Annotated in this window: 18 protein-coding genes and 1 tRNA gene; 5 read left to right on the top strand and 14 right to left on the bottom strand. The window is 42.1% G+C overall.

What is annotated here, in order from left to right; translation table 11 throughout:
• Positions 1-113: 113 nt before the first annotated feature.
• From OFO12_RS03630 to OFO12_RS03620, 3 genes are read left to right on the top strand one after another with little or no spacing between them, the layout of a single operon-like run.
• Positions 114-440 (top strand): hypothetical protein, encoded by a 327-nt coding sequence (locus tag OFO12_RS03630; RefSeq protein ID WP_270858876.1) that lies wholly within the window; start codon positions 114-116, stop codon positions 438-440.
• A 14-nt stretch (positions 441-454) separates the two neighbouring features.
• Positions 455-790 carry a DUF4298 domain-containing protein gene (locus OFO12_RS03625; RefSeq protein WP_270869500.1) on the top strand — a complete coding sequence of 112 codons (336 nt, stop codon included), beginning with the start codon at positions 455-457 and terminating at the stop codon, positions 788-790.
• Complete coding sequence (locus OFO12_RS03620) at positions 787-1,449, top strand: tetratricopeptide repeat protein (protein ID WP_270869499.1); 663 nt, start codon at positions 787-789, stop codon at positions 1,447-1,449. The genes OFO12_RS03625 and OFO12_RS03620 overlap by 4 nt, the downstream gene beginning before the upstream one ends.
• Positions 1,450-1,497: 48 nt before the next feature.
• Here OFO12_RS03620 and OFO12_RS03615 read toward each other — a convergent pair whose 3' ends face one another.
• From OFO12_RS03615 to murA, 14 genes are all read right to left on the bottom strand, one after another.
• Positions 1,498-2,304 carry a M48 family metallopeptidase gene (locus tag OFO12_RS03615; RefSeq protein ID WP_270869498.1) on the bottom strand — a complete coding sequence of 269 codons (807 nt, stop codon included), beginning with the start codon at positions 2,302-2,304 and terminating at the stop codon, positions 1,498-1,500.
• Positions 2,297-2,767, bottom strand: coding sequence for a YbjQ family protein (locus OFO12_RS03610; RefSeq protein WP_270858872.1), 471 nt, complete (start codon positions 2,765-2,767; stop codon positions 2,297-2,299). The genes OFO12_RS03615 and OFO12_RS03610 overlap by 8 nt, the downstream gene beginning before the upstream one ends.
• Positions 2,768-2,770: 3 nt before the next feature.
• Entirely contained in the window at positions 2,771-3,112 is a 342-nt protein-coding gene (locus tag OFO12_RS03605) for a YbjQ family protein (protein ID WP_270858871.1), read from the bottom strand.
• Positions 3,113-3,166: 54 nt separating this feature from the next.
• Positions 3,167-4,336: a pyridoxal phosphate-dependent aminotransferase gene (locus OFO12_RS03600; RefSeq protein WP_270869497.1), complete on the bottom strand. Its 1,170-nt coding sequence runs from the start codon at positions 4,334-4,336 to the stop codon at positions 3,167-3,169.
• Positions 4,333-4,806: a hypothetical protein gene (locus tag OFO12_RS03595; protein WP_270869496.1), complete on the bottom strand. Its 474-nt coding sequence runs from the start codon at positions 4,804-4,806 to the stop codon at positions 4,333-4,335. The genes OFO12_RS03600 and OFO12_RS03595 overlap by 4 nt, the downstream gene beginning before the upstream one ends.
• 11 nt (positions 4,807-4,817) lie before the next feature.
• Entirely contained in the window at positions 4,818-5,513 is a 696-nt protein-coding gene (gene cysE, locus OFO12_RS03590; RefSeq protein WP_270869495.1) for a serine O-acetyltransferase, read from the bottom strand.
• A 9-nt stretch (positions 5,514-5,522) separates the two neighbouring features.
• Positions 5,523-7,358 (bottom strand): biosynthetic arginine decarboxylase, encoded by a 1,836-nt coding sequence (gene speA, locus OFO12_RS03585; protein ID WP_270861697.1) that lies wholly within the window; start codon positions 7,356-7,358, stop codon positions 5,523-5,525.
• Positions 7,355-8,596, bottom strand: a complete 1,242-nt coding sequence (hisS, locus tag OFO12_RS03580) for a histidine--tRNA ligase (protein WP_270869494.1) — start codon at positions 8,594-8,596, stop codon at positions 7,355-7,357. The genes speA and hisS overlap by 4 nt, the downstream gene beginning before the upstream one ends.
• The gene (tmk, locus tag OFO12_RS03575) at positions 8,589-9,218 is read right to left on the bottom strand and encodes a dTMP kinase (protein WP_270869493.1); all 630 of its coding nucleotides are present in this window, start codon (positions 9,216-9,218) and stop codon (positions 8,589-8,591) included. The genes hisS and tmk overlap by 8 nt, the downstream gene beginning before the upstream one ends.
• On the bottom strand, positions 9,218-9,691 hold the full coding sequence (coaD, locus tag OFO12_RS03570; protein WP_270858864.1) for a pantetheine-phosphate adenylyltransferase: 474 nt from the start codon (positions 9,689-9,691) through the stop codon (positions 9,218-9,220). Before coaD ends, tmk begins: the two co-directional genes overlap by 1 nt.
• On the bottom strand, positions 9,688-10,248 hold the full coding sequence (locus tag OFO12_RS03565; RefSeq protein ID WP_270869492.1) for a UbiX family flavin prenyltransferase: 561 nt from the start codon (positions 10,246-10,248) through the stop codon (positions 9,688-9,690). Before OFO12_RS03565 ends, coaD begins: the two co-directional genes overlap by 4 nt.
• A gap of 31 nt (positions 10,249-10,279) precedes the next feature.
• Positions 10,280-10,354, bottom strand: a tRNA-Gly gene (locus tag OFO12_RS03560).
• Positions 10,355-10,415: 61 nt separating this feature from the next.
• Entirely contained in the window at positions 10,416-11,588 is a 1,173-nt protein-coding gene (locus tag OFO12_RS03555; RefSeq protein WP_270869491.1) for a molybdopterin molybdotransferase MoeA, read from the bottom strand.
• Entirely contained in the window at positions 11,585-12,853 is a 1,269-nt protein-coding gene (murA, locus tag OFO12_RS03550) for a UDP-N-acetylglucosamine 1-carboxyvinyltransferase (RefSeq protein ID WP_270869490.1), read from the bottom strand. Before murA ends, OFO12_RS03555 begins: the two co-directional genes overlap by 4 nt.
• Positions 12,854-12,974: 121 nt before the next feature.
• On the opposite strand from murA, the gene OFO12_RS03545 reads away from it, so the two are divergent.
• Together OFO12_RS03545 and OFO12_RS03540 are read left to right on the top strand one after the other, a co-directional pair.
• On the top strand, positions 12,975-13,628 hold the full coding sequence (locus tag OFO12_RS03545) for an NlpC/P60 family protein (RefSeq protein WP_270869489.1): 654 nt from the start codon (positions 12,975-12,977) through the stop codon (positions 13,626-13,628).
• A gap of 19 nt (positions 13,629-13,647) precedes the next feature.
• Positions 13,648-14,223 (top strand): rhomboid family intramembrane serine protease, encoded by a 576-nt coding sequence (locus tag OFO12_RS03540; RefSeq protein ID WP_270869488.1) that lies wholly within the window; start codon positions 13,648-13,650, stop codon positions 14,221-14,223.
• Position 14,224 lies beyond the last annotated feature (1 nt).

The raw sequence follows: 14,224 nt of genomic DNA, 5'->3' as shown, positions 1-14,224 counted from the left end.
TTAAGAGGGGCATTCCCTCTTAAATTTGCAAAATTTATTCTATTTCTCGCCATAATCTTATTAAATTTTTAATTCTTTTTTTGTAAAATCAAGGCTTTTTAAAAGGAGAAAATATGAGAAGTCAAATTTTAAATTCCTTTGTTATTTTTGCCGTTTGTTTAGGGCTAGCAGGGTGTGTCCAAAACAAGCCAAAACCGCGCGTGGAGCCATATCCGATAGTCAAAGACAGCTCCAAACAACCGCCTAAAAAAACAAAAAGAATTAAGAAAAAACAAAACGCCTCCAAACAAGATAGCACGAAAAAACCTATCGCGCAAAATTCAGAGAAGCGTTGGGTTGTAGATATCGACTCTCTAAAAAGAGAAGAACCACCAGCTACGGAAAAAAAGCCAAAGGTGGATAATGGCACTCCTCGCAAATACACTGTCCCGGTAGAGTAAATTTAGGCTAAGCGATGAAACGAGTTGAGCGAGTAGAGCAAATGAGCGAGATTTTAGCAAAAGTGCAAAAGTTCCTAGATGCATTTGAACTCGCCCTTGATGAGTATAAAAATTCGCAAAAACTTATCAAAAAACTTAGCAGATATTATTCTAGTAAAATTTGGCTAAGTGATTACGAGGCCGATGAGAGCGGTAAAATACCGCGCGAAATAGGTGAAGGGAAAAGCCTTCGTGCGATCAATCGCGGTGCGCTAAGCGAAGATGGGATTTACAACGCTATTTGGCTAAACAAACAGCTAGCGTGCGATATGAAAAAATTATCAAATTTGATTTGTAAGGAACAAAAATGAACAAAAAATATGTTTTTATCTTGGTTTTGCTAGTGCTCTGCGTTGTGGGGGCGCTTTTGGGCGTGGCTAAAAAAGATGAGCTTAAATGCTACGCAAAAGATGCTCAAAGCTGCCTAAATGTCGGCATGAAATACTTCGAAAACAGCCACGACCCAGTAGCGCAAAAGTATTTCAAAAAATCTTGTGATTTAAAAAGCGCATATGCGTGCTACAATCTAGGCGTTATGTTTGATAATGGCTTTGGCGTGGCTAAAATGGAGCCAGAGGCGATTAGGTATTATACCAAAGCCTGCGATAGTGGCTACGCCCCAGCATGTGTAAATTTAAGCTACATTTACTACGACAGCTCAGTTTATAGCAACACAACCCAAGCTATCGAATTAGCCAAAAAAGCTTGCGATTTAGGCGAGGGAAGCGGGTGCTATAATCTAGGGTTTTATTATCTAAATGCTAACGGATATCGCCAAAACATACCAGAAGCCATAGCTAGCTACGAAAAAGCCTGCGATCTAAACTACGCCCCAGCGTGCGGACTAATCGGAAATATGTTTGCCAAAGGCGAGTATTTGCAACAAAACAATCAAAAAGCCATAGCTTTTCACCAAAAAGCCTGCTCTCTTGGCAACGAAAAAAGCTGCGCGCTCTTTAAAAAGCAATAAATTTATCTAAATTTCAATGGCGTTAAATTTGCAAATTTAACGCCAAATTTATCTTTTAAATTTCACTACTTCGCTTAAATTTTCATTGAGTTTGATTGTATTTTGCATGCCAAAATTTGATGATTTTATCGCGTCAATGCGCTTTTGCAAAAGCGGGTGCGATTCAAAAAGATTGATAAAGGTATCGCTATCACCAAGCTTTTTTGCGCTAGCGAAAAACTCATCTGCACCGCCAATGTGCCCATAAGCGCAGTTTAAAATCCTAAGCGCCTCGCTATCGGCGGCGGCTTCTTGCGAGCGCGAGTATTTGCCAGCAATCGCTCCGCCTAAAATTTGGCTTAATCTCTCATCGCTAAAACCGAATAAAATCGCCATTACAGCGCCATTTCCTAGACCTTTTATGTGATCGCGATGCTTAAAATGCGCTAGCTCGTGGGCTAAAACAAAAGCTAGCCCATTTTCGCTTTTAATATGCGAAAAAAGCCCGGTATTGACCGTAAGTGCGCCATTTAGGGCTGCGCTTGCGTTTGGAATTTTGCTTTCGTTTATCACGATAAAATATTCGTTTTTGACCTTGGCGCATGAATTTAGCCGTGAGGTTAGGGTGCGGATTTGCCTGACGAGCTTCTCGTGTTTTGGCTCGATTACACGCTCACTTTCACTGGCTTTGAAAATTTTATACTCTTTGCCCTCTGGGATAAATTTCACAGCCACGCCCACGAAAATATTTAGCGCGAAAAACGCACACGCGATAACTGCGACAAGCCCCACGCCAAGGGCTAGGAAATTTATAGCATGATTTTCTTTGGAATAATTTTGTTCGCCCTCGTTTTGCGAGGGAATAAATTTAGCCATTGAAATTCGCCTGTTTTGGCTCTTTGGCGTAATAAATCGCCGTAGCGTAAGCTAGGATTTCCACGCTTCCGACATTTTTCGTGGTTTGATTTATCGAGCTTGTTTCTATGCGCAAATTTATAATCTCGTCCGCGCCCAAGGCCTTTTCTTTTAGCCTAATCACAGCTTCGCGTCTAGCGCGGTCTAGCAGGCTTTCATACGGCACGACATCGCCACCGAAAAAATTTATCACGCTAGCGTAAATTCGCTTGAAATAATCAATACTTATAACCACATTTCCGCTTACAAATCTCACCCTTTCGATTTTGCCAGAATTTAGCAATGGATGTTTTGAGTTTGTGGTGGGTATGTGTAAAAACAGAGCCTCTTTTTTGCGAATTCTAGCGAAATGGCGCACCTCAGCTTGCTTGCCAAAGATATATCCAACCCCAAGCAAAATGAGAAATATTATAATATCGCTCATAGCTTACCTTGCCAAAACTGCCGTGCCATAGACATAAATTTCACTCGCACCAGCCGCAACTGAGCTAGTGGAAAATCGCAAATTTACAATCGCATTTGCCCCCATGGCTCTGGCCTGCGCGCACATACGCTCGATTGCTTGTTCGCGCGATTCTTCGAGTAGCTCGGTATATCCTACTAGCTCGCCACCTACGATATTTTTCAGGCTCGCCATGATATCGCGTCCGAAGTGCTTAGCTCTAACCGTGCTTCCACTCACCACGCCGAAAACCTGCTCGATCTCACGCCCTGGGATTGTCTCTGTATTTACCAAAGTCATCATAAGTGAATTTTTAAAATTTGCCATATTTTCTCCCAAATTTTACAAAATTTGCGAAATTTTAAATTTCGCAAATTTAGCTTATTTATAATTTTTCACAAATTCTGCTATGCGCGCGATTCCCTCTTTTATCTCGTCCATTGAGCAAGCATAGCTAATCCTAAAATGCTCGTCCATACCAAATCCCACGCCTGGCACGGTCGCCACGAGTGCTTCATCTAGCAGTTTTGTGCAAAATTTCATACTATCTTTTTCTACGCCCCCGCAGTTGATAAATAGATAAAACGCGCCGTCAGGTTTGACTACGCTAAGACCCTCTATCGCATTTATCGCATCTACGGCGTAATCACGGCGTTTTTGATACTCTTTATTCATCATAGCGATATATTCATCGGCCTTGCCTTCTAGCACAGCCACGGCACCTGCTTGGACTATGCTTGAAATATTGCTCGTGCTTTGGCTTTGAAGTTTTTTCATAGCTTTGTTTAGCTCGTCGTTCGCACACGCTGTATAGCCAAATCTCCACCCAGGCATTGCGCCACATTTGCTAAGGCCATTTACGGTGATAGTGCGATTAAACATATCCTCGCTGATACTAGCACAAGCTACAAATTCTTTATCAAAAATGATTTTTTCGTAAATTTCATCTGCGATTACGGCGATATCTGTGCCTTTTAGCACCTCAGCAATCGCAATTAGCTCATCTTTGCTATACACAGCTCCTGCTGGATTTGACGGAGAGCAAAGGCTAAGCGCTTTCGTGCGTGGAGTGATAGCTGCTTTTAACTCAGAGGCTGTGATTTTGTATTTATTTTCTGGCTTTGTGTCGATTATGACAGGTTTGCCACCGCAAAATTTAACAATCTCAGGATATGTTACCCAAAATGGCGCTGGCACGATAACCTCGTCGCCATCATCTATCAAACATGAAAAAATATTAAAAAGCGAGTGTTTAGCCCCTACATTTGTGATGATTTGGCTAGGTTTGTAATCCAGGCCATTATCTCGTTTTAGTTTTAGTGCGACTGCGTTTAGAATTTCAGCTGTGCCTGGGATTGGTGTGTATTTGCCACAGCCCTTAGCCATAGCCTCTATTACGGCATTTTTCGCCGCTTCGGCAGTATCGAAATCAGGCTCGCCTGCGCTAAAAATAATCACATCTTTTCCACTAGCTTTAAGCTCTTTTGCGCGTGTGCTAATGGCGATTGTTAGGCTTTCGCTTAGTCTGTTTATGCGTGAAGCAAGTTTCATTTTTTCTCCTTTTGGTATGTTTTTAAACAATCATAAATCATCTCTTTGACGCTGAAAGTTTCGTCTTTGCCTTCATAGTTTGCGGTATTGTAAATATCACTTATCTTGCAATCATCTTCACCGCACTCTAATTTATAGATTATTTTTTGACTTTCTGGCGCCCAACCTTTGCAAATTTGCTCTACTTCTACATCGCCAAATTTTGAGATTTCAAATTTATACTCAGGGTTATCGCAAACATCTTGTCCAGAAATCATTGGATTATAATCCAAACACCCAATCTCTCCATTTGCAAATTCCTCATCTTTCAAAAATGCGATTTTTAAAGAATTTGTGCAAATTTCGCCACAAATTTTATCAAAATTTTCTTGATTTTGATATATTTTTTTAACTGTTTCTATTTTGAGATTATCAAAATTTGAAGCGTTTAACGCACCAAAAATCCCAAACAAAAGCAAAATTTTCCTCATCTATCCCCCTGTTATTTTAGTGATTTTAGATAGTTTTCATACTCTTGGTTGATCTCTTTTTCTTTGTCACAGAGATTTTTATCGCCATTTTGTATGCAATCTTCTAAAATTTCAATTCGTTTGATTAGATATTTCATCAGCTCTTTGTTGATATCTGGGAGTTTATTGTGCGCTAGCGGATCACTTTCGCACTCGCCGATTATCCTAGCTGGCACGCCAACGGCAGTCGAGTTTGCAGGGACGTCCTTAATAACAACGGAATTTGCGCCGATTTTAGAATTTTCGCCGATTGTGATATTGCCTAAAATTTTCGCCCCAGCTCCCACGACTACGCCGTTTTCTAGGGTAGGGTGTCGTTTGCCCTTTTCCAAGCTAACGCCACCTAGGGTTACATTTTGATAAATCAAACAATTATCGCCAACAATCGCTGTCTCGCCGATGACTAAACCAGCCGCATGGTCAAAAAACACGCCACTGCCGATTTTCGCCCCTGGATTGATATCCACAGCGGTGATTAAGCGCGTAATGCCTGAGATTATGCGCGCGATAAGGCGAAATTTGCGCTCATAAAACCAGTGCGCGAAACGATAATTTATCAGCGCCCACACACCCGGATAGCAAAAAATCACCTCAAATACGCTATTGCACGCCGGATCTTGGCGAGATGGCTCGGTAAAATCGTGTTTTATAGTTTGCCAAAAAGTCATAATCCCGCCTTATTGGATAGTTTTTAAATAGCTATTATCGTTTAGGAACAAATACAGCTCGCCTAGGACATGCTTTTTCTCTTTTTCTGAAAGCAGTGGTGAGTTTGCGATTCGTTCGTTTAGGCTCTCTCTGATATCGACTACATCATAATCCATATCATCTAAGATATCAATGACAGATTGCGACTCGATAAAATCCGTAATCTCAAATCCGCCGTCTTTTAAAATCACGGTCGCCTCATTTGGGTGAGCGAAGAGGTTGTGATTCATACCAAGCACCTCTTGATACGCCCCGACTAAGAAAAATCCGAGGAAATACTCTTCTTCTTCTGGGTCGATATCGTGCAAAAACAAAGGATTATGCTCTTTATCAAATGTAATCTCGCCGTCGCTATCGCAGGTGATATCCCACAGCGTCGCAGAAAGCGTAGCGCGCTCGTCGAGGTGTTCGAGTGGCATGACTGGAAAATGCTGTTTAATGCCCCAAAAATCAGGCAAGGATTGGAAAAGTGAGAAATTTACCAAATACCGCTCTTGCGCGTTTCCGAGTGAATTTAAGAAATTTCCATACTCTTGCTTATTTCCCAAAAGCGCATAAGCCTTGCGCACGACTAGATGCACCAAAATTTCGCCATTTGAGCGATCTGTGAGATCCACATAGCCTAAATCAAAGAGCGTCAGCACGCTTTCCATGTGTGCCATAGCGTCATGCAGGTATTCTAGGGCGTTTGAGGGCTTTAACGAAGTGTAAAGATCGTAAAGCTCTGTGATGACTGGCGGATTTTCCTTTTTCAAAGCCAGTTTGGCCTCTGTGTATTCTTGGGTAAAAAGCTCCAAAACAGGCGCAACCAGCACAGCGTGGCTAGCTGCGACATAACGGCCACTTTCTATGAAAATATTTGGTTCAACCTCGTTTTTATCCTGCGCGATTGATTTTAAAAGGAAAACGACATCGTTTGCGTATTCTTTGAGGGTGTAATTTCTGCTAAAATTTTCCTTCACTTGTGAATATTCTATCGCCAAACCACCGCCTAAATTTATCGAATTTAGATTTATAGCGCCCATTTTGCGAAGTTCGGCGTAGATGTTTCCAGCCTCGACTAATGCCTTTTTGAGCGGGTGAATTTCGGTGATTTGCGAACCGATATGGAAATGAATCATCGTAAATTGCTCGATTAGATTATTTTTTTTGAGCAAATTTACAGCCTCGATTAACTCGGTCGAAGTAAGGCCAAATTTGGAGTTTATTCCGCCGCTTTTGACCCAAATTCCGCTACCTGAATTATGAAGTCGTATGCGAAGCCCGATAAATGGCTTTGGCGCAAAGCGCTCTTTGGCGGTTTCGATTATGGTTTTTAGCTCGTTTAGACCCTCGATTGTAAGCGTGATATTATGCCCCATCTCTGCGGCGATAAAGCCGATATTGATAAGCTCTTTATCCTTAAAGCCATTTACGGTGATTGGCGCGTTGTCGTTGTTATACGCCATGGCTAAAAGTAGCTCTGGCTTAGAACCAGCCTCCAAGCCATACCCGTAAGGCTTGCCGATTTCGACCAAATTTTTCACAAATCCCGGGAATTGATTTACTTTGAGCGGATAGACGGCGTTGAATTTGCCCTTGTAGTCAAATTCTTTTATCGCGCGGTTGAAATTCGAGTAAATTTCGACAATTTGTTTTTTTATAAGGTGCGGAAAACGAAGCAAAATAGGGCCTCTAATGCCATCAGCCCTGATTTCTTTAACCATATCGACAAGTGGTTGTTTAAAATCAGAATTCACGCACAACTTGCCAGAATCAATGACGAAATTTGAATTTCCCCAAATATTTAGTCCATAATCGTTCATACTCTATCCTTAAAAAAGTCTTCGATTTCGTTAAATTTAACCATGTCTTGGCTTTTATCCTCTAAATTTTTGCACCATACGCTAGCGTTTTTAAACTCATCTTCGCCGATACAAAGGCAAAATTTAGCCATTTTTGAATCTGCGCTTTTTAGGTGTTTTTGCAAATTTTTTGGCTCATAGGCGATATGAGTTTTGGTGATTGCGCGCAGTTTTTGTCCGATAGCAAACGCACAAGGCACGATTGCCTCGTCCATTGCGCCGATGTAAATTCCGCTGCGAGAACTAGGGGCTTCTTTTAATTTTAAAATTTCGATTAGCCTTTCAATTCCTATCGCAAAACCCACGCCAAATGTGCTTTTGCCACCCAAAAACTCGACTAGTCTATCGTATCTGCCGCCACCACCGACTGCGCTTTGTGCGCCAAGCTCGCCGCTGACGAACTCAAATGCGGTTTTGCAGTAATAATCTAGCCCTCTAACCAATCGTTTGTCGATTTCGAAATTTAGCCCATTTGCAAGCAAAATTTCTTGCAATTTTTCAAATTCGCCTTTGCACTCATCGCTTAGATTATCGGTGATTAGTGGAGCGGCGGCAAGCTCGCTTTGGCAGGCTTCGTTTTTGCAATCAAGCACGCGGATTGGGTTTGTGATAATGCGCCTTTTGCAATCCTCGCAAAGCCTATCCTCGCGCTCATTTAAAAATTTGATTAGTTTGTTTTTATACTCTGGCATGCACGAGCTATCACCTAGGGAGTTTAGTTTGAGCGTGGTTTTTACGCCTAGTTTGCGTAAAATTTCAGCTAGTAACAAAATCACGCTCGCGTCCTCATACACGCTTCCCTCGCCAAAACACTCCACGCCAAATTGGTGAAATTCGCGTAGTCTGCCTCGTTGCGGGCGCTCGTAGCGAAACATTGAGCCGGTGTAGTAAAATTTGCGCACGCCACCAGCCTTGTCAAATTTATTCTCGATAAATGAGCGAACGACCCCGGCTGTGCCCTCTGGGCGCAAGCAGACGCTATCGCCACTTTTATCGCTAAACTCATACATTTCCTTGCCGACTATATCGCTACTCTCGCCCACGCTTCGGCGAAATAGGGCGGTTTGTTCGAGTTTTGGGGTTTCGATTAGCTCAAATCCATAATTCCTCGCCACACTTTCACACACACGCACGATTTTTGCGAAAAGTTCGGCTTCATAGCCCATTAGGTCGTTCATACCACGCAGTGCTTTAATCATCTATAAATTCCTTTATTTTTTTTGTTATTTTATCAATATCATCGTTTGCATTGACGATTAAAAAATTTAATTTTAGCTTTTGTAAGGTAAATTTTATCTTTTCTTGCACCCTAAGCAGATACTCCACGCCACGAAGCTCGATTTTATCGTATCCCGCGCGAGTATTTAGCCTAGAAATCAAATCATCTTTACCAATCTCAAAAAATACAAATTTACCATAAATTTCACCACCAAGCGCGATTTTATTTAGCATTACAAGTTCATCAAATTTAGCGTTTTCATCATTGGCTAGGGCGTAGGCGATACCTGAGATGAAGCTTCTATCGCTTAGGATTAGATTTTGCAAATTTGGCAAAACAACCTTCTCGTGGTGTTCAGCCCGATCAGCTAAAAACAAAAACATCTCAGCAGTTTTTGAGATACTTCCGCAAATTTGACCTAAATTTATGTGGTTGTCGCCGTTAAATTTGAAATTTTCGTTTAAAATTATACTACGCAAAATTTCACCAAACCTCGTAGCGCCCGGTTCTTTGGTAACTATCGCGCCAGGATAAATTTCAGCTAGGCGCGATATTTGCGTGCTTTTGCCAACTCCGTCAATCCCCTCAAAGGCTACAAACATCAATTTTCCTTTTTAAGCAGTGGCAAAATTTGTTTTGGCACAAACTGCGAAACATCGCCGTCGTGGCGCAGTATCGTGCGAACCATAGAGCTCGAAATAAAGGCGTTTTTCAGGCTTGGCATCAAAAACACACTCTCAAATTTATCCCATAGAGATGTGTTTGTGTAGCTAAGCTGTAATTCGTATTCAAAATCGCTCACCGCGCGCAGTCCCCTAATGCAAAAATTCGTGCCGTGCGATTTAGCGAAATCGACTAGCAGGTTTGAAAACGGCTCGACTTTGACATTTTTTAGATCGCTAAGGGCAAGCCTTGTCATCTCCAAGCGCTTTTCTAGCGAAAAACAAGGGCTTTTGCTCTCGCTAAGTGCGATTGCGACGACGACCTCGTCAAAAAGGCCAAGGGCGCGTTTGATTACATCTAAATGACCATTTGTGATAGGATCAAAAGTACCGGGATAGATACATTTTCTCATTTTTGCCACCTTTTAAAGAGATTGTTTGCCACGCCCATGGCGTCGCACCATTTGCCAATTATGAAATTTTGCATATCTTCTAAATTTTTTGCACCGCTATAACCGCCGATAATGGGCGGAGCGATGATGACGCCGAGATTTGCTAACTCGCTCATTGAACGAAGCGAAATAGGCGAAAAGGGCATTTCGCGCACGCCAAGGATTAGTTTTTTGCGCTCTTTTAGCGCGACGGCTGCTGCGCGAGTGCTAAGAGTATCGGCGATACCTGCGTGAATTTTCGCTAGTGAGTTGATAGAGCAGGGGGCAAAAATCGTAGCGTCTATACCAAACGAACCAGACGCCACACTCGCGCCGATATCGCTATCATCAAAGAATTTCACAGCTTGATTTTCGCTAATGAAATTTGCAAAATTCATATTATTTTCGGATTTTAAGACGATTTTTGCATTTTCGCTTATGATTGCGTAAATTTCGTTTGGCGTGATCGATAAAAATTTGATTAAATTTAACCCAATTTCGCAAAAACTAGCACCGCTTACACAAACTAGGATTTTCATAAGCAAACTTTTTGATTTGGATTTAAAAAAGTGGAGCGGGAAACGAGAGTCGAACTCGCGACATCAACCATGGCAAGGTTGCGCTCTACCACTGAGCTATTCCCGCACGAAGTAAAAAAGAACTTGGATTTTATCTTAAAATTTCTCATTTGTCAATACCATTTTGCTTAAATTTCATAAATTTTTACAATTTCGCCATTTTTTTGCTCGCATTGCTCAAATTTTGAGAGCATAAAATGCGTCGCCCCGCATAGTGGCTTAATCATAGCTGAGTTTGATTTTATCGGCGTAAAATAGCCGTTTTCATACACGCCTAGGCTTAAATTTATGCGATTTGGGCGAAATTTTAGCTCACCATTAAATTTGGCTAAAATTTCACGCGCCTTAAAATTTTCACCAACCATTTTTTTAAGGACCGGCAAGATTATGATTTTTGCTAAAATAAACGCTGCTAGCGGGTTTCCCGGCATTACAAAAACAAGCTTTTTGCCCGCATGGTAGCATTTAATCGGCTTTCCCGGCTTTATGTCAATATGCTCAAACACTGGGCTAAATCCAAGCTCGCACAAAATTTGCGCCATGAAATCAGCCTCGCCCACGCTTGCCCCACCGCTTGTGATTATCACATCATAGCTTTGTGTTGCGCTTTTTAGGGCTTCTCGCACTGCGTTTGCTTCGTCTTTGATGATTCCAAGATAGTCGTTTGCGAAATTTTCACTCTGCAAAAGCGCGCAAATTCCACTTGCGTTTGCGTTGTAAATTTCGCGCTCATTTGCGTTTTCCCACGGCTCTTTTAACTCATCGCCACTCGAAAGCACGGCGATTTTTGGCGTGGTGCGTACGGGGATTTCATTTATGCCTTGCGCTGCTAAAAGCATGATTTTAGCAGCATTTATCCGCTCTCCTGCGCTAAGTAGCACCTCGCCCTCGCGCACTTCTTCGCCCATTTTGCGAAGTCCATCGCCTGCTTTTGCGTTAGCTGGAATTTGCAAAAACCCGTCCTTAATGCACGCGTCCTCTACGCGAAGCACGCTGTTTGCGCCCTTTGGCATAGGTGCGCCTGTCATTATTTTTTGCGCTTGATTTGGCGAAATTTCATAAAATTTTTGATCACCAGCAAAGATAGTTGGCTCTACGATTTGCAAACTCTCGCCGATTTTTTCGCTGTTATACGCATAGCCATCAAGTGCGCTATTATCGAAGCTTGGCACATTTTTTCGCGCTTTTATATCCTGCGCTAAAATAGCCCCAAGAGAGCGTGAAATTTCAATCTTTTTTTCGCCAAAAAAGCCTAAATTTTGCCTAAAAATCAATTCTTGCGCAGTGTTTATATCAATCATTCTTCTAGCCTTAGAATTTGCGCGCCTAGTGCGCTAAATTTCGCCTCCAAGCTCTCATATCCGCGATCTAAGTGATATATACGATGCACGCGCGTAGTGCCACTTGCTGCAAGAGCCGCTAAAACAAGAGCCGAGCTAGCGCGCAAATCTGTCGCCATGACATCAGCACCTGCGAGTTTGCCACCCTTGATTGTAGCGATATTGCCGTTTAATTTGATATCTGCGCCCATGCGGTTTAGTTCGCTCACATGCATAAAGCGGTTTTCAAACAGCCTCTCCTCGACCGTGCTAGTGCCCTGCGCGACGCAGGTTAGCGCCATAAACTGCGCTTGCATATCGGTCGGAAAGCCCGGATATTCGGTAGTGATGATTTTGGTCGCTTTGATTTCGTCTGCTGGCAAAATAGTGATTTTAGAGTCGTTGCCGCTGCCTGAAATTTCAAATTTAAATCCCATATCCTCAAATTTCGCTAGCACAGCGCCCAAATGCGCAGGATTTACGCTTGTAACGCTGATTTTAGAATTTGTTATCGCCCCGGCACACAGATATGTCCCAGCCTCGATACGATCGGGGATTACGGTGATTTCGTTGATATTTAAAAGTTCGCCCGCTGTGCCTGTGATTTTAAGCTCGTCAGTGCCGATTCCTTCGATTTTTACGCCAGCACTAGCTAGGGCTTCGCACACGGCCACGACCTCTGGTTCTTTGGCAGCGTTGATTATGCAAGTCTCCCCGCTAGCAAGCGCAGCCGCCATTACGACATTTTCGGTGCCTGTAACGGTGATTTTATCAAACGAAATATTCGCACCCTTTAATGCGCCCTCGCACACAACATAGCCTTCTTCGATTTTTACCTGCGCACCCATTTTTTCGACTGCCCTTAGGTGCAAATCAATCGGCCTTGCCCCTATCGCGCACCCGCCTGGCATGCTAACTTCTGCCTTGCCAAAACGCGCTAGCAATGGACCAAGAACTAAAATCGAAGCGCGCATTTTGCGCACGATGTCATAAACTGCCTTTGTTGAGTTTATCCCTCTTGGATCGATTATAGCGGTGTGAGCGTCTAGATACTCGCATTTTGCGCCTAAATTTGCCAAAAGCTGGATTAGGGTTTTGATATCTGAAACATCTGGTAAATTTTTAATTGTAACTGGGTTTTTGGATAGTATAATTAGCGCGATTAGCGGTAGTGCCGCGTTTTTGGCGCCTGAGATTTTTATTTCGCCACTAAGCTTGGCTTCGCCTTTGATTTGTAAATAATGCATTTTCTCTCCGTTTTGATTGCAAAAATTTCGCCGTGATTATACATAAATTTGCTTTAAAATTACTATTTTATTACATTTGGTTGCTAAAATGAAAACACATTTTGTATTTTTAAGGTAGTTTATGAAAAAAATTTTTGCTTTATTTTTAGGGGCGTTTTTGATGAGTGGCTGTTCGTGGCTAGCTCCGTTTTCATCGCCTGCAAATCCCACTACGCAAGCAGACTACGAGGTTTATGAAGATAACTCTGGCTCATCACAAATCCCAGGAAATACCTACAACACAACGCTTATTTCATGGGTAGATAAATACACCGGAACCAAGGTAGGCGGGGATTGTAGCGGGTTTATCACAGCGCTAAATTCTAAAAACAAAGAGATTTTTTTCAACTCAAAAGAGTTGCCTAAGTATTTCACAAACGGCAGAAAATCACAAGCGATTTATAATTATTACAAAAAACGCGACCTAATCGCGCACAAAAACCCACGAGTAGGGGATTTGATATTTTTCCAAAACACCCTTCAATCAAACAAAAAACGCATAAATAACGAAATCAGCCATATCGGCGTGATCCGCGAAATTTACGCAGACGGCAGGATAAAATTCGTGCATAATTCGCGCGGTAGAAACAAGGTCGATTTTGTAAATTTAAACAAAAAAAATACTCACAAAAACGGCAAAAAAATCGAAAATAGCTATATCGTGCGCTGCGGAAGCAACAAAGTTTCTTGCCTAGCTTCAAATCGCTTCGCAGGATATGGTCGCGTAAAACAATAAATTTAGGAAATTTATGCAAATGGCAAATTTCGGACAAAGGGCGAATTTCGGGCAGGCAGGCAAGGCCACGCTAGCTATCATCATCACAAACTGCGTGCTTTTTGTCCTAGCGAATTTAATCCCAAATTTGGGCGCGTATTTGGGGCTAAATTTGCTATTTTTTGACGGATTTTTTTGGCAAATTTTATCATCATTTTTCATGCACGCTGGAATTGCACATTTGGCTATGAATATGGCTGTGCTATATCAGTTCGGCTCTATTTTAGAGCGATTTTTCGGTAGCGTTAAATTTACGATTTTATATTTCGGGCTTGGAATTTTTACAAATTTAATCTGCCTAATTTACATTTTTTGCGCTTACAAATTTATGGGACAAAATATAAATTTAATCGGCGCAAGTGGCGTAATCTGCGCGCTTTTGGGCGTAATTTTGTGCTATGAGAGGCAAAATTTAAAAAGCGTTTTGGCTATGGTTGCACTTATTAGTTTTGCTCCGCTTTTGCTAGCTTCAAATGTGGCGTGGTATGCGCATTTGATAGGGTTTGGGGCAGGGTTTGGATTCGGCAAGATACAGCAAAAATTTAAAATTTTGTAAA

The sequence above is a fragment of the Campylobacter sp. JMF_04 NA10 genome (assembly GCF_027737655.1).
Lineage (GTDB): Bacteria > Campylobacterota > Campylobacteria > Campylobacterales > Campylobacteraceae > Campylobacter_B.
The sequence above is the reverse complement of the archived record's forward strand: the minus strand, read 5'-3'. Positions and strand labels throughout refer to the sequence as shown.

Bases quoted from the DNA above. Each gene is read 5' to 3' on its own strand.
- hisS (WP_270869494.1), bottom strand. From the start codon at position 8,596: ATGATTAAAGCACTGCGTGGTATGAACGACCTAATGGGCTATGAAGCC.
- OFO12_RS03540 (WP_270869488.1), top strand. From the start codon at position 13,648: ATGGCAAATTTCGGACAAAGGGCGAATTTCGGGCAGGCAGGCAAGGCC.
- OFO12_RS03615 (WP_270869498.1), bottom strand. From the start codon at position 2,304: ATGGCTAAATTTATTCCCTCGCAAAACGAGGGCGAACAAAATTATTCC.
- speA (WP_270861697.1), bottom strand. From the start codon at position 7,358: ATGAACGATTATGGACTAAATATTTGGGGAAATTCAAATTTCGTCATT.
- coaD (WP_270858864.1), bottom strand. From the start codon at position 9,691: ATGAGAAAATGTATCTATCCCGGTACTTTTGATCCTATCACAAATGGT.
- OFO12_RS03555 (WP_270869491.1), bottom strand. From the start codon at position 11,588: ATGATTGATATAAACACTGCGCAAGAATTGATTTTTAGGCAAAATTTA.
- OFO12_RS03595 (WP_270869496.1), bottom strand. From the start codon at position 4,806: ATGAGGAAAATTTTGCTTTTGTTTGGGATTTTTGGTGCGTTAAACGCT.
- OFO12_RS03630 (WP_270858876.1), top strand. From the start codon at position 114: ATGAGAAGTCAAATTTTAAATTCCTTTGTTATTTTTGCCGTTTGTTTA.
- OFO12_RS03620 (WP_270869499.1), top strand. From the start codon at position 787: ATGAACAAAAAATATGTTTTTATCTTGGTTTTGCTAGTGCTCTGCGTT.
- OFO12_RS03545 (WP_270869489.1), top strand. From the start codon at position 12,975: ATGAAAAAAATTTTTGCTTTATTTTTAGGGGCGTTTTTGATGAGTGGC.
- murA (WP_270869490.1), bottom strand. From the start codon at position 12,853: ATGCATTATTTACAAATCAAAGGCGAAGCCAAGCTTAGTGGCGAAATA.
- cysE (WP_270869495.1), bottom strand. From the start codon at position 5,513: ATGACTTTTTGGCAAACTATAAAACACGATTTTACCGAGCCATCTCGC.
- OFO12_RS03565 (WP_270869492.1), bottom strand. From the start codon at position 10,248: ATGAAAATCCTAGTTTGTGTAAGCGGTGCTAGTTTTTGCGAAATTGGG.
- OFO12_RS03625 (WP_270869500.1), top strand. From the start codon at position 455: ATGAAACGAGTTGAGCGAGTAGAGCAAATGAGCGAGATTTTAGCAAAA.
- OFO12_RS03600 (WP_270869497.1), bottom strand. From the start codon at position 4,336: ATGAAACTTGCTTCACGCATAAACAGACTAAGCGAAAGCCTAACAATC.
- tmk (WP_270869493.1), bottom strand. From the start codon at position 9,218: ATGTTTGTAGCCTTTGAGGGGATTGACGGAGTTGGCAAAAGCACGCAA.
- OFO12_RS03610 (WP_270858872.1), bottom strand. From the start codon at position 2,767: ATGAGCGATATTATAATATTTCTCATTTTGCTTGGGGTTGGATATATC.
- OFO12_RS03605 (WP_270858871.1), bottom strand. From the start codon at position 3,112: ATGGCAAATTTTAAAAATTCACTTATGATGACTTTGGTAAATACAGAG.